Source organism: gamma proteobacterium symbiont of Axiagastus rosmarus (assembly GCF_059730925.1).
Genome location: NZ_AP035925.1, coordinates 598,782 through 616,207, shown reverse-complemented (window position 1 = coordinate 616,207; position 17,426 = coordinate 598,782). Strand labels below are relative to the sequence as shown.

Genomic DNA, 17,426 nt, shown 5'->3' with positions numbered 1-17,426 from the left:
TTATATACCCGTGCGGATTCAGGGTATCGCTATCAGCACACCGGCACGGCCATCGCGCCGTGCGCCAGGCAGTACCGCAACCAGTCGGCAAGGAACTGGTTAATCTGATGTTTTTCATCGCGCTGATGCAATTTTTTATTAGGATAATCATAGCGCGCTTTGAAGCGATAGATCTGCTGAGTGGAACACACTTCAGCCACCATCGCATCATGGTAGAGCCGCACCGACATGGACGGCAGGCTCCAGTAGCTCACTGCGGGTGCCACCTGGCGGATCTCCACCAGCGTGGTATAGCGCGTCGACTCTTCAATAGTCAGCTGATAACTGGCGCCGTTCACCTGATACATCACCGACGCACCTGCCTCGTCACTGCGCGGCAGCAGGCGGCGCAGCTGAGCGAAATTGGTTTCGCACAGACGCATCATTTCGGGGAAATCAGGGGTATAGCGCTGTTTCATGTTGGCTTCCACTCTTCTCTTAGTTTCTCATGGTGCAACGCCAGCCATTGCAGAGCGATGACAGATGCCGCGTTATCAATAATCCCCTCTTCCACCCAGCGATAAGCCTGTTCGCGGCTTACCACATGCACAAGAATATCCTCATTCTCTTCCTCCAGCCCGTGATTTCCCTCTGCCTGGCTGGCATCCACTTCGCCCACCAGCACCGACAAACGCTCAGAGGTTCCGCCGGGGCTGGCTAAGTAATTCACTATCGGTTTGACGCGGCCAACCTTGAGGCCAGCCTCTTCGACCGCTTCACGACGCACCACATCTTCCGGCGTTTCGCCCGGTTCAATAATGCCGGCCACCATCTCCAGCAGCCAGGGCGTGGCGCTGGAATCATAGGCCGGGATGCGGATCTGTTCGATCAGCACTACTTCGTCGCGCAGGGGATCATAGGGTAGCAGCACGGCAGCGTGTCCGCGCTCAAAAACTTCGCGCACCACTTCACCGCTCATCTCGCCGTTAAAGCGGCGATGGCGGAAGCGGTAGCTGACGATGGAAAAAAAACCATCGTAGCGAGTATCGCGTGCAATAATTTCTACATCGTTTTTTGTGAAAGTCACAGGGGATTTTTTTTCACCCGCCATCATCTGGTTCCTTATGCAGATTGGGATGGAGCGAAGAAAAGCCAACCCTTGTGCTCCGTCCGAGTGGTTCTTTCTGAATTATTTACGTAAATTAGGGGGAGAAGGCACGTTCAGCCAACTTATCTCTGACGCCGCCTCTGTAGAATCGGCGATTATTTTTTGGCTTACCTGCAGCACACTCTCTGTGCATTTGCTGCAACACAAGGAATGCAAATGAAAAAACTGCTCCCACTTTTTATTGGACTGAGCCTGGGCGGTTTCAGCCTTGCCAGCCAGGCAGAAAACCTGTTGCAGGTCTACCAGCAGGCGCGCCTCAGCAACCCGGATCTGCGTGCTTCAGCCGCCGATCGCGACGCTGCTTTTGAGAAAATTAACGAAGCGCGTAGCCCGTTGCTGCCGCAGCTGGGTCTGGGTGCAGATTATACCTATAACAGCGGCTATCGCGACAACAGCGGTCTCCATTCCAACACGACCAGCGCCTCGCTGCAATTAACGCAGACGATTTTCGACATGTCGAAATGGCGTGCGCTGACGCTGCAGGAAAAAACGGCCGGCATTCAGGACGTTACTTATCAGGTAGCGCAGCAGGATCTGATCCTGAACACCGCAACCGCCTATTTCAACGTGCTGAAGGCCATTGATACGCTTTCTTACACTGAAGCGCAGAAACAGTCGATCTACCGCGAGCTGGATCAGACCACCCAGCGTTTTAACGTCGGTCTGGTGGCCATCACCGATGTGCAGAACGCCCGTGCTCAATACGATAGCGTGCTGGCCAACGAAGTAACCGCGCGTAACGACCTGGATAACGCGGTGGAATCGCTGCGTCAGATCACCGGCATGGATTATCTGTCGCTGGCGTCACTGAATATCGATCGTTTCAAAACGGCGCGTCCGGAAGCGGTATCCAATTTGCTGAAACAGGCTGAGAGCCGTAACCTCAACCTGCTGTCTGCTCGTCTGAGCCAGGATCTGGCGCGTGAGCAGATTCGCTCCGCCGAGTCCGGCCACATGCCGACGCTGGATCTGACCGCCTCTACCGGTCTGTCAAACAGCAAATACGGCGGCAGCCGCGCTAATCAGAGCGCCGGTACCACCGACTCGATCACCGGCTCCAACCAGGTTGGCCTGAGCTTCTCACTGCCTCTGTACAGCGGCGGTTCAGTGACCTCGCAGGTGAAACAGGCGCAGTATAACTTCGTCGCCGCCAGCGAGCAGCTTGAAGGCGCGCACCGTAGCGCGATTCAGACCGTCCGTTCTTCGTTCAACAACGTGAACGCTTCGATTAGCAGCATCGACGCTTACAAACAGTCGGTTATCTCGGCGCAGAGCTCATTAGATGCCTCGGAAGCCGGTTATCAGGTGGGTACGCGTACCATCGTTGATGTGTTAGACGCGACCACCACGCTGTTTAACGCTAAACAGCAGCTGTCGAATGCGCGTTACAGCTACCTGATCAACCAGCTGAACATTAAATATGCGCTGGGCACGCTGAACGAGCAGGATCTGCAACAGCTGAACAGCACGCTGGGCAAAGAAGTGACGACCTCGCCAGAAGTGGTCGCGCCGGAAAACAGCCAGCAGGCCGCGCGCGTGGATAACGGCCCGAAAGCGACCTCCGCTTCCGCCGCCGCTCAGGCCCGTCCGGCCGCGGCACGTAATAGCGCCAATCCTTTCGCTAATTAAGCCTTCAAGGGGCCGCTTGCGGCCCCTTTCGCATTCAAACGTATAACAACGTAAAGATCCCCTTGCCACCCGGCTTCCCGCTTCATTTTCCACCACTCATCACCTATCCTAAGCCCCACCTTTGGGCACAGGATGAAGATAATGAAACGGACAAAAAATATTCGTCATGCCGCTTTCCGTAAAAGCTGGCAGGCACGCCATTTAACGCCGGTCGCACTGGCGGTCACCGCCGTGTTTATGCTGGCAGGCTGCGAACAGAGCGATGAAACAGTTTCGATGTACCAGAACGCCGATGATTGTGCGAAAGCCAATCCGGGCCAGAGCGCCCAGTGCACCACCGCTTACAACAACGCGCTGAAAGAGGCTGAGCGCACCGCGCCAAAATACGCCACGCGTGAAGATTGCGTCGCGGAATTCGGCGAAAACCAGTGTCAGCAAACTCCGGCACAGGCGGGCGTCGGTACCACGGCGAACAACGCTGAAGCGCAGCAGAGCGGCAGCTTCTGGATGCCTCTGATGGCCGGCTACATGATGGGGCGTCTGATGGGCGGCGGTGCCGGCTTTGCGCAGCAACCGCTGTTCTCGCCAAAAACCCCTAATAGCCCTGCTAACGGCCAGTTTGTTGATGCTTCCGGTAAGAACTACGGTGCGGCCACCTCGGGCCGGACGGTGAACGTGCCGAAAACCGCGCTGGCGCCAAAACCGGCCACTACGTCTACCATCACCCGTGGCGGCTTTGGTGAGACGGTAGCCAAACAGAACACCATGCAGCGCAGCAGTGCCACCAGCACCGGCAGCCGCTCGCTGGGAGGCTAAGCCCGCGCATGCAACGTATTGCTATCAGCGAACGTCCTAACTGGCGCGAAAAGGCGACCGAGTACGGCTTTCAGTTTCACACCATGTATGGCGAACCCTACTGGTGCGAAGACGCTTATTACCAGTTTACGCTGGCGCAAATTGAACAGCTGGAAGCGGCCACCGCGGAACTGCACCAGATGTGCCTGCAGGCGGTAGAAAAAGTGGTGAACAGCGAAGCGCTGCTCACCCGTTTCTGCATTCCGAAACACACCTGGGATTTTGTGCGCGAATCCTGGCAGCAGCGTCAGCCGTCGCTCTACTCACGTCTCGACCTGGCGTGGGATGGCACAGGCGAGATCAAGCTGCTGGAGAACAACGCCGATACGCCTACCTCGCTGTACGAAGCGGCGTTTTTCCAGTGGATCTGGCTGGAGGATCAGCTCAACGCCGGCAACCTGCCGCAGGGCAGCGATCAATTCAACAGCCTGCAGGAGCAGTTGATTGAGCGCTTCGCCACGCTGCACCAGCAGCACGGTTTTAACTGGCTGCACTTTGCCTGCTGTCGCGATACGGAAGAGGATCGCGCCACGGTACAGTATCTGCAGGATTGCGCCACTGAAGCCGGTCTGCCGAGTGAATTTCTCTACATTGATGAGATCGGGCTGGGCGAAAAAGGTCAGTTTACCGATCAGCACGATCAGGTGATCAGCAACCTGTTCAAGCTCTATCCGTGGGAATTCATGCTGCGCGAGATGTTCTCGACCAAGCTGGCCGATGCCGGCGTGCGCTGGCTGGAGCCGGCGTGGAAAAGCATTCTCTCCAACAAAGCGCTGCTGCCGCTGCTGTGGGAGATGTTCCCCAACCATCCTAACCTGCTGCCCGCCTGGTTTGCCGACGATGCCAGCGCGCCGCAGATGGACAAATATGTGGTGAAACCGCTGTTTTCCCGCGAAGGTGCCAATATCACCATCGTGGAAAACGGTCAGGAAATCGCGCGCGCCGACGGCCCCTATGGCGAAGAGGGCATGATCGTCCAGCAGTTCTGGCCGCTGCCGAAATTTGGCGACAGCTATACGCTGATTGGCAGCTGGCTGATTGACGATCAGCCTGCCGGTATCGGTCTGCGCGAAGATCGTGCGCTGATCACCCAGGATCTGTCACGTTTCTATCCGCACACCTTTATTGAGTAACGCACGTGCCGCCCGGTCTGCGGGCGGCACAGGTGTCAGCCAACCTGCACTGACAGCATACTGATCGAACCCATCTCCATGCCTTCCACCGGGATGCTCACCGCCTCACCTTCAGCTCGCGCGCCGAGAATATACAGCAGCGGCAGATAGTGCTCCGGCGTCGGGTTAGCCAGCTGCGCGCCTTCATGCTGCTGATAATTCACCAGCGGATGCTGCGCCGCCTCGCCTTCATAGTCCAGATTATCGCGCACAAACTGGTTAAAGCTCTCCGCCCACGGATAAGCGCTTTCCGCACCCTGCCAGCGAATCATGCGCAGGTTATGCACCACGTTGCCGCTGGCCACCAGCATCACACCTTCGTCACGCAGCGCCGCCAGTTTACGTCCCAGCGCAAAATGCCACGCCGCCGGCTGGGTGCCATCGATGCTGAGCTGAATCAACGGAATGTCCGCTTGTGGATACATCTTCGCCAGCACGCCCCACGAGCCGTGATCAAAGCCCCACTGCTGATCGGCCTGCACCGCCACCGGCGCCAGCAGATCGATAACGCGCTGTGCCAGCGCTGGCGAACCCGGCGCCGGATAGCGCACGTCGAACAGCGCCTGCGGGAAGCCACCAAAATCATGGATGGTGCGCGGATTGCTCATCGCCGTCACCGCCGTGCCGCGCGTGTACCAGTGCGCCGAGATGGCGAGAATAGCGCGCGGACGCGGCAGGGTTTCGCCCAGCTGCTGCCATACGCGGGTATAACGGTTGTCTTCTAATACGTTCATCGGGCTGCCGTGGCCGAGAAACAGAGCGGGCATGCGGGTCATTATTCATCCTCTGGCGTCGGGATCGCGTTAATGACTGTCACGATACGCGCTTTCGCCAGGGGAAAAACGCTGATAAGCGTGATGATGTTTATCAGCAAATTTGAACAAGATTTTGCCGACATAACTTTACGCTAAATAACTAGATATTTTATGGGGTTAACTATATTGTAACTGGTAATCATTATCATTAAGGAGCCCATTATGTCAGTACCTTTGCTGCTAACCATCCTGGCTGGCGGTGCCACCTTCGTCGGCGCTATTTTTGGCGTGCTCGGTCAAAAGCCGTCGAACCGCGTACTGGCCTTTGCGCTCGGCTTTGCCGCCGGCATCATGTTGCTGATTTCCCTGATGGAGATGCTGCCCGCCGCGCTGCATGCGGAAGGGATGTCGCCGGTGCTTGGCTACGGCATGTTCATGCTCGGCTTACTGGGTTATTTCGCCATGGATCGCCTGCTGCCGCACCAGCATCCGCAGGACCTGATGGCGGTCAATCGCCGCCCCACCAACCTGAAACGCACCGCGATCCTGCTGACGCTCGGTATCAGCCTGCATAACTTTCCCGAAGGCATTGCCACCTTTGTCACCGCCAGCAGCGACATGGAACTGGGGCTGGGCATCGCGCTGGCCGTCGCGATCCATAATATTCCGGAAGGGCTGGCGGTGGCCGGACCGATGTACGCCGCCACCGGCTCGAAAGCCAAAGCGCTGTTCTGGGCCTGCCTGTCCGGCATGGCGGAGATTCTTGGTGGCATCATCGCCTTTCTGCTGCTGGGGCCGGCGGTCTCACCGGTGATGATTGCGGCGATTATGGCGGCGGTGGCGGGCATTATGGTGGCGCTGTCCGTGGATGAACTGATGCCGCTGGCGCGCGAAATCGACCCGCATAACAATCCCAGCTACGGCGTACTGTGCGGCATGACGGTGATGGGCCTGAGCCTGACGTTGCTGCAAACCAGCGGGGTAGGCTGACGCGAGATTCGTCTCATTCATCACCACTTCGGCCTTATCTCTCAACGGGTTAGGCTTGTTAAGGCGTAGTCGAGACGGGTCTTGTTAACACCCGACGGCGGGCTCATTACACTCCACGCGACTCTTAGAAAGCAGTGGAGTGTTATGTTAATTCAGGGAGCCATTTTATGCCTGGCGATGAATATCTATCATGAAGCGCGCGGCGAACCGGTAAAGGGACAGATTGCCGTCGGCACTGTCACCATGAACCGGGCTAACTGGGACGTCAAAGAGATCTGTCCGGTGGTGTACGCACCCAAACAGTTCTCCTGGACGTCTCTGCACAAACATCCCCATCGCCATCCGCCGCAGCATGACAAAAGCTGGCAGCGCGCGCAGCGCCTGGCCCAGCGGATTGTCGAGGGTAAGCTGGCGGATGTGACAAAGGGCGCGACCTTCTTTCATGCACACAGCGCCAGACCGGCGTGGCGCCACGCCTTCCAGCGTACCGTGGTGATAGGTAATCACGTTTTTTACGCCAGCCGTTAATCATAAAAAAAGGCCGGATGCATCACATCCGGCCTTATTTATTTCACGTCGGCTTAGCTGGCCTGACGGGTTTCATGCTGGCGGCGCCAGGCCACCAGGTCTTCAATGGTCACCACCGGCATGGCGTGCTGCTTCGCAAACGCAATCACTTCCGGCGCGTGCGCCATGCTGCCGTCATCATTGGTCAGTTCGCACAGCACACCCGCAGGTTTGAAGCCCGCCAGCGTCACCAGATCGAGCGTCGCTTCGGTGTGGCCGCCGCGCGCCAGCACGCCGCCATCGCGCGCGCGCAGCGGGAATACGTGGCCGGGACGATTCAGATCGGACGGTTTAGCGTCATCGGCAATCGCCGCGCGGATGGTGGTAATACGGTCGGAGGCCGATACGCCGGTCGTCACGCCGCTGGCCGCTTCAATAGTCACGGTAAAACCGGTGCCGTAAGAGCTGGTGTTGTTCTCTACCATCATCGGCAGATCCAGCTGCTGGCGGCGCGCTTCGTTAATGCACAGGCAGACAATGCCGCTGCCGTGACGAATGCTCAGCGCCATCTGTTCAACGGTCATGGTTTCGGCGGCGAAGATCATATCGCCTTCGTTTTCGCGATTTTCATCGTCCAGCACCATCACGCCGCGCCCGTTGCGCAGCGCATCGATGGCGCGTTCTACACGCTGTTCCGGCGTGCCAAATTCAGAAAGAAGCGTCTGATTCATGGTAAAAAAACCTTATTAATAAAATATGAGTTACCAGAACCAGGGCGAGCTTAGGAGTGCGTAGAAAACACATGGCAATAACGTGACGCGGGCGCAGCCCGGCTGATGTCGTTACCCTCTCCCATCCGGACTTTAACCGTCGGCCCCGGAATTACACCGGATCTGCTGACCTTTCACTGTACAGCGAAAGCGCTCGCGGGCTTTCAGCCGAAGCTGATTTACCGCCGGTGGGGAATTTCGCCCCGCCCTGAGAATAAGCGAAATTACTATAGCGCCAATCACCTGGTCGGGCAATCAACAAAAGTGCAAATGCTTTTGCACTTCATGCGTTGCGGATTTCGGGTTTAACCTTTTCGTTTCTGGCATTACACTTAATGTTTGATGAGTCGGAACACGCGCTGTTATCAGCCACCGTAACCAGGAAACAACCATGATCGACACGAAAAAAATTGAACAACTGGCGCGCCAGGTGCACGAAGCGATGCCAAAAGGTATTCGCGACTTTGGCGACGATGTGGAAAAGAAAATTCGTCAGGTATTGCAGGCGCAGTTAACCCGCATGGATCTGGTTAATCGTGAAGAGTTTGACGTGCAGACCCAGGTGCTGCTGCGCACGCGTGAAAAACTGGCGGCGCTGGAGCAGCGTCTGGCGAAGCTGGAGAGCGAAAGTCCGGCGGCCCCGGCTCCGGCGGTGATCACGCCAGATCCGGCAGGCAAAATCGATACGCCTCAGTAAGGTTTACGCGGCGGGAGTTCGCTCCCGCCGGCTACGTGTTTACTGATTGCGAATGGTTTTGATGATGTTGGTGGTGGAGATACCGTCTTCAAAGTTGAGCACGCGCACGTCACCGCCGTTGGCCCACACCTCTTTACTGCCCGCGATATCTTCCGGCTTATAATCACCGCCTTTCACCAGCAGATCCGGCAGCACTTCGGCAATCAGCCGCTGTGGCGTATCCTCTTCAAACAGCACCACCCAGTCTACGGCTTCCAGCGCACCCAGCACGATCATGCGGTTTTCCTGCGGGTTCACCGGGCGGGTTTCGCCCTTAAGACGTTTGGTGGAAGCATCGCTGTTGACCGCCACGATCAGGCGATCGCCCAGTTTGCGCGCGTTGGCCAGATAAGAGACATGGCCGGCGTGCAGAATGTCGAACACGCCGTTGGTCATCACTACTTTCTCACCGCGCTGGCGCGCCTGCGCCACCGCCACTTTCAGCTCGGCTTCAGTCATCACGCCAAAGCCGCTGTCCGGCCGCGCGTGAATCGCATTCTCCAGCTCCACGGTACTGACGGTTGAAGTCCCGAGCTTGCCGACCACCACGCCAGCCGCAGCATTGGCGAGGAAGCAGGCATCCTCCAGACTTTCACCGGCAGCCAGCACTGCGGCCAGCACGCCGATCACCGTATCGCCGGCACCGGTCACGTCATACACTTCCTGCGCCTGAGTGGGCAGATGCAGCGGCGCTTTGCCCGGCTGCAGCAGCGTCATCCCGTTTTCCGAACGCGTCACCAGCAGCGCGGAGAGATCGTAATCGGCAATCAGCTGCATACCGCGACTGACAATCTCCTCTTCGCTTTTGCACTTGCCCACCACCGCTTCGAACTCGGACAGGTTGGGCGTCAGCAGCGTCGCGCCGCGATAGCGTTCAAAATCGGTGCCTTTCGGGTCGATCAGTACCGGCACCTGCGCCGCACGCGCCAGCTGAATCATGGTCTGCACGCTGCTCAGCGCGCCTTTGGCATAATCAGACAGCACCAGCGCGCCCGCCTGTGCCAGCGACTGACGCAGGCGATCGTGAATCGGCTGCGGATCGACCTGCTCAAAGCCCTCTTCAAAGTCGAGGCGAATCAGCTGCTGGTTGCGCGACAGCACGCGCAGTTTGGTGATGGTCGGATGGCTATCAAGGGCGACGAAATCGCACTCAACCTTCACCTGCGCCAGCGTTTCGCGCAGCACGCGCGCAGCGTCATCTGCACCGGTCAGACCGATAAGGCGCGAGTCCGCACCGAGTGCAGCGATATTCATCGCCACGTTGGCCGCGCCGCCCGGACGCTCTTCAATGGTATCCACTTTAACCACCGGCACCGGGGCTTCCGGTGAGATCCGGCTGGTCGGGCCGTACCAGTAGCGGTCTAACATCACATCGCCGACAACCAGCACAGCGGCCTTGCCAAACGCGGGCAGTGTTACTTTCATGCAGAGACTCCAGACTTCAACGTTCAGTCAAAATAATGCGCGGATAATAGCATAGAAGCCGCCAGGCTCACTGCTCCGTGTCATCCGCGTCGCTCGCGGCCAGCCAGCGCTGCCAGCTGGCGTGCACCACGGCGCGTTCGTCAGCGAACGATGCCGGATCGACATGACCCGGCAGTTCCTGCAGCGCCAGATGGTGCAGCGCATCGCGCAGCGTGACGTAAGCGTGCGTCAGCGCCTGCGCTTCCTCATCGGCCATGATGCCGTGGCGCGCCATCAGTTCGAAAATGCGCACGTTATCCGACCAGCGCGTCAGCGCCGGCTGGCTGGCGGCGTAACCTAAGACCAGATACTGCGCGATGAATTCAATATCGGTGATACCGCCCTCATCGGTTTTAATCTCCCAGCGGCCTTTGTGCTTGTTACTGAGGTGCGCGCGCATTTTTTCACGCATTTCGCGCACCTCGGTTTGCAGCTTCGCGCCTTCACGCGGCAGGCACAAAATACCACGCCGGATCGCATCGAAGCGCTCACACAGCGCCGGTTCGCCAAACACGATGCGCGCGCGCACCAGCGCCTGATGTTCCCACGTCCAGGCCTCATGGCGCTGGTAGTCGTCAAAGGCAGCAAAAGTGCTGACCAGCATCCCGGCCGCGCCAGAAGGGCGCAGGCGCGCGTCCACCTCATACAAAATGCCGGACGAGGTGCGGGTGCTGAACAGGTGCATGACGCGCTGGGCGAGACGCAGGTAAAACTGGCGCCCGTCGATAACGCGTTCACCGTCGGTTTCGGCATCGTCCGGACAGTCATGCAGAAACACCAGATCGAGATCTGAACTGTAACCCAGTTCCCAGCCGCCCAGTTTGCCGTAGCCGACCACGGCAAAGCCGCGCTCGCTGTCGCTGGTGAGGTGCGAGGGACGGCCATAGCGCTGCACCATCATCTGCCACGCCTGCTGCACCACCGATTCAATGATGGCTTCCGCCAGCCAGGTTAAGTGATCGCTCACTTTCATCACCGGCAGGGTTCCGGCGATGTCGGCGGCGGCGATACGCAAATGCTGTGCCTGCTTGAACTGGCGCAGCGCTTCCAGTTGCTGCTCTTCATCATCGGTGGGAATGCGCAGCAGATACTGGCGCAGTTCATCACGATAGGCATCGGTGGCGGTGGGCTGATACAGCGTGGCCGGATCGAGCAGTTCATCCAGCAGCAGTGGATAGCGCGCCAGCTGGCTGGCAATCATCGGCGAAGCGCCACACAGGCGAATCAGATGGCGCAGCGCGCCGTGGTACTCAGTCAGTAACTCGAGATAGGTGCTACGCGTTAATACGCCGAGCAGCAGCGGCGTCAGGCGTGCCAGCACCACATCGGCGTCGTCACGCGCGCACACTTCGCTTAGCAGGCGCGGCATTAATTGATCGAGCGCCAGCCGGCCGCGCGGACCGATGGTGCGGCGACTGACATCCTGACGGAAATCATTCAGCGCCCGATAAAGCGAATGGCGCTGTTCCGCCTGCAGCTGCGGTACCACCGGCAGCAAATCGCTCTCTTCCAGCGCGTCCTGCCACAGGCTGGCGAACTCCGCCAGCTGCGGCTGATCGTCGACATCCGGCGCATCATCGCCTATCAGCTCGTCGAAAATGTGGCGCACGCCGGCCATGTGCTGTTCCAGCTGTGTCAGCAGCGTCGCCCAGTCCGCCATGCCCATCGCCCAGGCCAGGCGCTGGCGGTCGAGCGGATTTTCCGGCAGCGTCTGCGTCTGTTCATCGTTGATGCTCTGCAGCAGATTCTCCAGCCGGCGTAAAAACAGGTAGGCGGCGCGCAGATGGTCAACCTGCTCCGGCGTTAACAGTGCCAGCTCACCGATGGCCTGCAGCGTGGGCAGCAGCGAACGCAGCTGAAGTGAGCGCTCACGTCCACCTCGAATCAGCTGGAACACCTGGACGATGAATTCGGTTTCGCGAATGCCGCCGGCGCCGAGTTTGATGTTGTCCTTCAGGCCGCGCCGCCGTACTTCACGGGCAATCATGCCTTTCATGTTACGCAGCGACTGAATCACGCTGAAATCGATGTAGCGGCGATAGACGAACGGGCGCAGCATCTGCTGCAGCTCCTGGCTCCAGGGGCCGCCGTCGTCGCCCATCAGGCGCGCTTTCACCATCGCGTAGCGCTCCCAGTCACGGCCCTGCTCCTGGTAATAATCCTCCAGCGCGGCAAAGCTCAGCACCAGCGGACCGCTGTCGCCGAACGGGCGCAGGCGCATATCCACGCGATAAACAAAGCCATCGACGGTAGGTTGATCCAGCACCTTGATCAGGCGCTGCCCCATGCGGGTAAAGAACTGCGCGTTGTCGAGCTCGCGCCGGCCGCCGCGGGTGACGCCGTTTTCCGGCCAGGCAAAGATCAGGTCAATATCGGAAGAGAAGTTGAGTTCACCGCCGCCCAGCTTGCCCATACCCAGAATCAGCATCGGCTGCGCTTCGCCGGCGGCGTTGCACGGCGTGCCGAAATCGCGACAGCAATCCTGCCACACCCAGTCGCGCGCGGCGGTAATCAGCACTTCCGCCAGCGTGCTGAGCTGCGTCAGGCTCTGCCCGGTGCTGGCCTGCTCCAGCGCCTGCATCCACGCGATGCGCACCAGCATATGGCGGCGGAACAGGCGCAGTTCGCGCATCAGGGAGGCTTCGTTATCTACCGGCTGCAGCGCCGCTGCCAGCCAGGCCGCATAGTGCTGCCACTCTTCGGGCTGCGGCGGTTGCTGCTGCAGCTGTTGCCACCACGCCGGATGCTGCTGCAGGTTGTCCACGATAAAGTCACTAAAGGTCAGTGCGCCAGCCTGCTGCGGTGTGATCGCCGTCAGCGGCAGGCCCAGACGTTCTGCCACGCTGGCGAGCTGCGCCTGCATCAGCGTCGGTAACGGTAACGACATCTTCCCTCCCTGATGATTGATGGTGCCGTAGCCTTAGCGTTTCGCACCGTTATTCAGCCAGAACGGCGGTTGACGGATCGCCAGATTGACCAGTTGAATCAGACCGCGCTCCTGTTTTTCACGAATGGCGTGCTGCAACTCCTGCCAGCCCGCCAGCCACTGGCTGACCTCTTCAGCCGGATACGCCCCCGCCAGCAGATGCACCGCCAGCAACTGGCGGTTCAGGCGCGTAGCTTTGTCCTGAAATTCATTAAACAGCTGCACGTCGACGAAGGTTTCACGCAGATCCGCGCCGATGCGCCCCAGCATGATGTCGCTGAAGCGTTTAAACGATCCCTGCAGCTTACTTTTGCTCTTCTCGTCCAGCCACGGCTGCCACTGCGACTCCACCAGCCAGTGAGTAAGTGCTAACTGGGCTTCAACTGAGGTCGTTGAGAAGCAGACGGTTTCTGCGCTGGCCTCGCTGTCCGCCAGCAGCTCTTCCAGCCGGGTCAGCTTCTGACGCAGTTCGCTGTTGGCCTTGCGCGGCACCAGCGTGCCAAACAGGGAAAACGCCTGACGCAGCGTTTCCAGCGCTTCAATTACCCGTGCCCGGGCGTCTTCGTTACCGCGCAGCCAGACCTCTTCATGGTATTGCCAGTGGCCGAGCGCCGCGCTCATGGCGTGAACCATGCCCTGCTCCACCGTGGCTTTAGGGGCAATTTTCTGCAGCGGCAGCGCGCGCAATGGTCGCGGCGCGTTGCCCTGCGCCAGCTGATAACCGCGTGCCGCTTTGCTCAGGCTGCCGAGGCGCAGGCCGCCCGTGGCGATCAGCGCACTGGCGAAGGTCAGCATATCGCTGCGCGCTCCACGCTTAAGCTCCAGCTCCACTTCATACAGCGGCTCGCTCAGCTCCCCTGCGGCAACGCTGCCGCAATCGAAAGCCACTTCAATTTCGCTGTCGCCAACGCTCACCAGCCAGGTTTCACGCTGGAAATGGGTGCTGAACAGCGGCTGCAAACGCGACTGCAGCGCGGCAACATCGGTCCCCTGCGGCCAGATCTCTGCCGGCAGGCGGGCAATGTCCAGCTGCGGCTCGCTGAGGTCGACGTTGTATTCCGGACGCTGATGCAGACCGCCCAGCGTTTTGCCGGCGGTTTTCAGCGTCATTTCATAGCGCTGATCCACGCCGCGAATCCGCAGGCCCATATCCCAGCGGCGCAGCTGGTTGTCATCGGTTTCGTAATAGATGTTGGTCAGCTCACGCGCGGCGTGGTACTGATGTGGCCAGGCGGCAAGCGTCTGCGCCAGTTTTTCGGCGGCTTGCGGGGTGGCAATGAACTTTAATTCGATTTCGATGGTCATAATTTTTTATTCAATACGCTGCTGGCACTTACGAGTTTAATCTGGCGAAGAGTAATGCACCGCAAGCCTGCTGTCTCTGCTTTCTTGTGCTTTTACGACCCTTTTCGCACCGCATTGAGACCAGGATAGTTCTCATTCAGATTTATGCGAAGCGACTCCAGACTGTGCCGGTAAATTTACGCCCATCATGAAAAAACGATATCGAATGAAAAAAATCACACTTGCCGCTCTCTCTTTGCTGGCTTTCAGCGCCATCGCACCGGCCCACGCGGCCGATGAAAAACGTTACATCTCCGACGAATTATCCACTTGGGTACGCAGCGGCCCTGGCGATCAGTATCGCCTGGTTGGCAAGCTGAATGCCGGAGAGGAAGTCACGCTGCTGCAAACCAATAATGACTCGCAGTACGCGCAAATCCGCGATGCAGAAGGCAAAACTAACTGGATTCCGCTGTCGCAGCTCAGCGCCTCCCCCAGCCTGCGCACCCGCGTGCCGCAGCTGGAGCAGCAGGTCAAAGAGCTGACCGACAAACTGGCGAACATTGATAACAGCTGGAATCAGCGTACGTCAGAGATGCAGAACAAGGTGGCCAACAGCGACGGCACCATCAACGGCCTGAAAGAAGAGAATCAGAAGCTGCGCAACGAGCTGATTGTGGCGCAGAAGAAGGTCAGCGCCGCTAACGTTCAGCTGGATGACAAACAGCGCACCATCATCATGCAGTGGTTTATGTATGGCGGCGGCGTGCTCGGCGTGGGTCTACTGCTCGGTCTGCTGCTGCCGCACATGGTGCCGCGCCGCAAGAAAAACGATCGCTGGATGAATTAAAGCCGCCACGCCATTTGTGGTTTGCCTGGAGGGGATCGTAAGATGCCCCTTTTGGCATGCCCGCTTTTTCGCCAAAGTATGCAACAATAACGTAACAAGCGTGCACGGCACGCAAAAGTGGATTGCCTCTGGAGTGGTTGAGTGAAGACGTTTCTGGTCGGTGGCGCAGTGCGTGATGCCTTACTGCGTTTGCCGGTAAAAGATAGAGATTGGGTGGTGGTGGGCGCAACGCCCGACAGCATGCTGGCGCAGGGCTATCAGCAGGTGGGCCGGGATTTTCCGGTTTTTTTACATCCTGAAAGCCGCGAAGAGTATGCGCTGGCGCGCACCGAACGCAAAAGCGGCAACGGTTATACCGGCTTCGTGACCCAGTTCGCGCCGGACGTGACGCTGGAGCAGGATTTACAGCGTCGCGATCTGACCATCAATGCCATCGCGCAGGCCGCTGACGGCACGCTGATCGACCCTTATCATGGCCAGCAGGATTTGCAGCAGCGTACCCTGCGTCACGTGTCTGCAGCTTTTAATGAAGATCCGCTGCGCGTGCTGCGCGTGGCGCGTTTTGCTGCCCGTTTCGCCCACCTCAATTTCCGCGTGGCACCTGAAACCCAGGCGCTGATGCGCGAGATGGCGCACAGCGGCGAACTGGCGCACCTCACCGCAGAGAGGGTGTGGAAAGAGACGGAAAAAGCGCTGCTGACGCGCAATCCTCAGGTCTATTTCCAGCTGCTGCGCGACTGCGATGCATTACAGGTGCTGTTCCCGGAAATCGACAACCTGTACGGCATTCCGGCCCCCGTTAAGTGGCATCCGGAGATCGATACCGGCGTCCACGCGCTGATGACGCTGACCATGGCCGCAGCGCTCTCCGACCAGCTTGACGTGCGCTTCGCCACGCTGTTCCACGATGTGGGTAAAGCGCTGACGCCGCCAGAGAAGTGGCCGAGCCATCATGGTCACGGCCCGGCCGGTGTACCGATTGTTGAAGCGCTGTGCCAGCGACTGCGCGTGCCGAACCAGGTGCGCGATCTGGCCCTGGTGGTGACGGAGTTTCACGATGTGGTACACACCATTGAACGCCAGCCGGCTGACGCGCTGGTGGCGCTGTTTGACCGCATCGACGCCTGGCGCAAGCCCGATCGCGTGGAAAAGATGGCACTGACCAGCGAAGCCGACGCTCGCGGGCGCACGACGCTGGAGAGCATGGCTTATCCGCAGGGCGATTATCTGCGGCGCGCGTTTGCGCTGGCGCAGGCGGTGCCCACCAAAGCGGTGGTCGAGGCCGGTTTCAAAGGCGCGGCGGTGCGGGAAGAGCTGACGCGTCGGCGCGTGCTGGCGTTGCAGGAAGGGTTAATCGACGCGCGGCCAGCGTAACCGGCCGCGCCTCGCGCATTACATAAAGATGGCGTAAACCGCTGCCGCGACGATAAAGCGGTAGATGGCAAACGACACAAACGAGATACGTTTGATCAGCTCAAGGAACACTTTGATCGCCAGCAGCGCGACAATAAAGGCGGTCACGAAGCCCACGGCAAACATCGGGAAATCCTGCATCGTCAGGAAGCCCATGCTCTTGTAGAGATCGAGTCCGGTAGCACCGATCATCATCGGTACCGCGAGGATGAAGGAAAACTCGGACGCCGCATAGCGGCTGACGCCCATCAGCATACCGCCGGAGATGGTGGCGCCGGAACGCGAGAAGCCCGGCCACAGCGCCAGACACTGGAAGCAGCCAATCATAAACGCCTGGCGATAGGTGATGTCATCAATGCCCACCGCTTTCGGCTGCTTTGGCTTGAGATATTCCGCCGCCAGCAGCAGCACGCCGCCCACCACCAGCGCGTACATCACGTTGATCGGGTTAAACAGGGTTTTAATCTGGTCATGCAGTACCAGGCCAATCACTACCGCCGGCACCATACCCAGCAGGATGTGAATCAGCGTCAGTTTTCCGCTGCCGACGCCTTCGTGGCGCTCCTGGCCGAAGTGAATGCCGATCAGGCCAAACAGCCTGCGCCAGAACATCACCACTACGGCGAGGATGGAGCCCAGCTGGATTACCACTTCAAAGGTTTCCGCCTTCTCACCCTCGAACCCCAGCAAATGGCCAACAATAATCATGTGGCCTGTGGATGAGACCGGCAGGAACTCCGTAAGGCCTTCCACAACCCCCAGGATTGCAGCTACCCATAGCTGATGAATGTCTGCCATCAAATTTTACCCTCTATCCGTTTTAAACAGTAAAAAGGCGGTCGCGCACCGCTACCGCCTGAAATTATGCCTGCACCTTGCTGAAGGAAACCTTAAGGATTTCGGTCACTTCCCCTTCATCAGCGCAGCG

The 17,426-nt window shown here is 58.9% G+C and carries 16 protein-coding genes and 1 riboswitch; of the genes, 8 read left to right on the top strand and 8 right to left on the bottom strand.

Features of this window, described 5'->3' with window-relative positions:
- Positions 1-32: 32 nt before the first annotated feature.
- Both AC6I8F_RS03010 and nudF read right to left on the bottom strand, forming a co-directional pair.
- Positions 33-458, bottom strand: coding sequence for a DUF1249 family protein (locus AC6I8F_RS03010; protein WP_021509611.1), 426 nt, complete (start codon positions 456-458; stop codon positions 33-35).
- Positions 455-1,090, bottom strand: coding sequence for an ADP-ribose diphosphatase (gene nudF / locus AC6I8F_RS03005; RefSeq protein ID WP_058776538.1), 636 nt, complete (start codon positions 1,088-1,090; stop codon positions 455-457). The genes AC6I8F_RS03010 and nudF overlap by 4 nt, the downstream gene beginning before the upstream one ends.
- A 213-nt stretch (positions 1,091-1,303) precedes the next feature.
- Between nudF and tolC the strand changes: the two genes are divergently transcribed.
- The 3 genes from tolC (at position 1,304) to AC6I8F_RS02990 (ending at position 4,764) form a co-directional block, all read left to right on the top strand.
- Positions 1,304-2,776: an outer membrane channel protein TolC gene (gene tolC / locus AC6I8F_RS03000; protein WP_021509613.1), complete on the top strand. Its 1,473-nt coding sequence runs from the start codon at positions 1,304-1,306 to the stop codon at positions 2,774-2,776.
- A gap of 141 nt (positions 2,777-2,917) precedes the next feature.
- Positions 2,918-3,592 carry a DUF1190 family protein gene (locus tag AC6I8F_RS02995; protein WP_021509614.1) on the top strand — a complete coding sequence of 225 codons (675 nt, stop codon included), beginning with the start codon at positions 2,918-2,920 and terminating at the stop codon, positions 3,590-3,592.
- Positions 3,593-3,600: 8 nt separating this feature from the next.
- Entirely contained in the window at positions 3,601-4,764 is a 1,164-nt protein-coding gene (locus AC6I8F_RS02990; protein WP_150059422.1) for a glutathionylspermidine synthase family protein, read from the top strand.
- Between the two features lie 35 nt (positions 4,765-4,799).
- Here AC6I8F_RS02990 and ygiD read toward each other — a convergent pair whose 3' ends face one another.
- Positions 4,800-5,570: a 4,5-DOPA-extradiol-dioxygenase gene (gene ygiD / locus AC6I8F_RS02985; protein WP_370445707.1), complete on the bottom strand. Its 771-nt coding sequence runs from the start codon at positions 5,568-5,570 to the stop codon at positions 4,800-4,802.
- 210 nt (positions 5,571-5,780) lie between these two features.
- Here ygiD and zupT point away from each other — a divergent pair, with 210 nt between their 5' ends.
- Both zupT and AC6I8F_RS02975 read left to right on the top strand, forming a co-directional pair.
- Complete coding sequence (zupT, locus tag AC6I8F_RS02980; protein WP_021509618.1) at positions 5,781-6,548, top strand: zinc transporter ZupT; 768 nt, start codon at positions 5,781-5,783, stop codon at positions 6,546-6,548.
- Between the two features lie 144 nt (positions 6,549-6,692).
- Entirely contained in the window at positions 6,693-7,076 is a 384-nt protein-coding gene (locus tag AC6I8F_RS02975) for a cell wall hydrolase (RefSeq protein WP_021509619.1), read from the top strand.
- 53 nt (positions 7,077-7,129) lie between these two features.
- Here the strand turns inward: AC6I8F_RS02975 and ribB are convergent, their stop codons facing one another.
- Positions 7,130-7,786, bottom strand: a complete 657-nt coding sequence (ribB, locus tag AC6I8F_RS02970) for a 3,4-dihydroxy-2-butanone-4-phosphate synthase (protein WP_010618704.1) — start codon at positions 7,784-7,786, stop codon at positions 7,130-7,132.
- Positions 7,787-7,895: 109 nt separating this feature from the next.
- Positions 7,896-8,045, bottom strand: a riboswitch (FMN riboswitch).
- Between the two features lie 171 nt (positions 8,046-8,216).
- Between ribB and ubiK the strand changes: the two genes are divergently transcribed.
- Positions 8,217-8,522, top strand: a complete 306-nt coding sequence (gene ubiK / locus AC6I8F_RS02965) for a ubiquinone biosynthesis accessory factor UbiK (protein WP_010618705.1) — start codon at positions 8,217-8,219, stop codon at positions 8,520-8,522.
- Positions 8,523-8,561: 39 nt separating this feature from the next.
- Here ubiK and hldE read toward each other — a convergent pair whose 3' ends face one another.
- From hldE to AC6I8F_RS02950, 3 genes are all read right to left on the bottom strand, one after another.
- Positions 8,562-9,986, bottom strand: coding sequence for a bifunctional D-glycero-beta-D-manno-heptose-7-phosphate kinase/D-glycero-beta-D-manno-heptose 1-phosphate adenylyltransferase HldE (hldE, locus tag AC6I8F_RS02960; RefSeq protein ID WP_021509620.1), 1,425 nt, complete (start codon positions 9,984-9,986; stop codon positions 8,562-8,564).
- 67 nt (positions 9,987-10,053) lie between these two features.
- Positions 10,054-12,912 carry a bifunctional [glutamate--ammonia ligase]-adenylyl-L-tyrosine phosphorylase/[glutamate--ammonia-ligase] adenylyltransferase gene (gene glnE, locus AC6I8F_RS02955; RefSeq protein WP_498028492.1) on the bottom strand — a complete coding sequence of 953 codons (2,859 nt, stop codon included), beginning with the start codon at positions 12,910-12,912 and terminating at the stop codon, positions 10,054-10,056.
- 33 nt (positions 12,913-12,945) lie between these two features.
- Complete coding sequence (locus tag AC6I8F_RS02950; protein WP_498028491.1) at positions 12,946-14,256, bottom strand: CYTH domain-containing protein; 1,311 nt, start codon at positions 14,254-14,256, stop codon at positions 12,946-12,948.
- 205 nt (positions 14,257-14,461) lie between these two features.
- Here AC6I8F_RS02950 and AC6I8F_RS02945 point away from each other — a divergent pair, with 205 nt between their 5' ends.
- Together AC6I8F_RS02945 and AC6I8F_RS02940 are read left to right on the top strand one after the other, a co-directional pair.
- The gene (locus tag AC6I8F_RS02945; RefSeq protein ID WP_010618709.1) at positions 14,462-15,085 is read left to right on the top strand and encodes a TIGR04211 family SH3 domain-containing protein; all 624 of its coding nucleotides are present in this window, start codon (positions 14,462-14,464) and stop codon (positions 15,083-15,085) included.
- A gap of 141 nt (positions 15,086-15,226) precedes the next feature.
- Positions 15,227-16,459 carry a multifunctional CCA addition/repair protein gene (locus AC6I8F_RS02940; protein ID WP_104188250.1) on the top strand — a complete coding sequence of 411 codons (1,233 nt, stop codon included), beginning with the start codon at positions 15,227-15,229 and terminating at the stop codon, positions 16,457-16,459.
- 18 nt (positions 16,460-16,477) lie between these two features.
- Here the strand turns inward: AC6I8F_RS02940 and bacA are convergent, their stop codons facing one another.
- Entirely contained in the window at positions 16,478-17,296 is an 819-nt protein-coding gene (gene bacA, locus AC6I8F_RS02935; RefSeq protein WP_031280132.1) for an undecaprenyl-diphosphate phosphatase, read from the bottom strand.
- Between the last annotated feature and the right edge of the window lie 130 nt (positions 17,297-17,426).

What these genes read in the sequence shown, in the direction of transcription:
- AC6I8F_RS03010 (WP_021509611.1), bottom strand. Translation starts at nt 458, where the DNA reads ATGAAACAGCGCTATACCCCTGATTTCCCCGAAATGATGCGTCTGTGC.
- nudF (WP_058776538.1), bottom strand. Translation starts at nt 1,090, where the DNA reads ATGGCGGGTGAAAAAAAATCCCCTGTGACTTTCACAAAAAACGATGTA.
- tolC (WP_021509613.1), top strand. Translation starts at nt 1,304, where the DNA reads ATGAAAAAACTGCTCCCACTTTTTATTGGACTGAGCCTGGGCGGTTTC.
- AC6I8F_RS02995 (WP_021509614.1), top strand. Translation starts at nt 2,918, where the DNA reads ATGAAACGGACAAAAAATATTCGTCATGCCGCTTTCCGTAAAAGCTGG.
- AC6I8F_RS02990 (WP_150059422.1), top strand. Translation starts at nt 3,601, where the DNA reads ATGCAACGTATTGCTATCAGCGAACGTCCTAACTGGCGCGAAAAGGCG.
- ygiD (WP_370445707.1), bottom strand. Translation starts at nt 5,570, where the DNA reads ATGCCCGCTCTGTTTCTCGGCCACGGCAGCCCGATGAACGTATTAGAA.
- zupT (WP_021509618.1), top strand. Translation starts at nt 5,781, where the DNA reads ATGTCAGTACCTTTGCTGCTAACCATCCTGGCTGGCGGTGCCACCTTC.
- AC6I8F_RS02975 (WP_021509619.1), top strand. Translation starts at nt 6,693, where the DNA reads ATGTTAATTCAGGGAGCCATTTTATGCCTGGCGATGAATATCTATCAT.
- ribB (WP_010618704.1), bottom strand. Translation starts at nt 7,786, where the DNA reads ATGAATCAGACGCTTCTTTCTGAATTTGGCACGCCGGAACAGCGTGTA.
- ubiK (WP_010618705.1), top strand. Translation starts at nt 8,217, where the DNA reads ATGATCGACACGAAAAAAATTGAACAACTGGCGCGCCAGGTGCACGAA.
- hldE (WP_021509620.1), bottom strand. Translation starts at nt 9,986, where the DNA reads ATGAAAGTAACACTGCCCGCGTTTGGCAAGGCCGCTGTGCTGGTTGTC.
- glnE (WP_498028492.1), bottom strand. Translation starts at nt 12,912, where the DNA reads ATGTCGTTACCGTTACCGACGCTGATGCAGGCGCAGCTCGCCAGCGTG.
- AC6I8F_RS02950 (WP_498028491.1), bottom strand. Translation starts at nt 14,256, where the DNA reads ATGACCATCGAAATCGAATTAAAGTTCATTGCCACCCCGCAAGCCGCC.
- AC6I8F_RS02945 (WP_010618709.1), top strand. Translation starts at nt 14,462, where the DNA reads ATGAAAAAAATCACACTTGCCGCTCTCTCTTTGCTGGCTTTCAGCGCC.
- bacA (WP_031280132.1), bottom strand. Translation starts at nt 17,296, where the DNA reads ATGGCAGACATTCATCAGCTATGGGTAGCTGCAATCCTGGGGGTTGTG.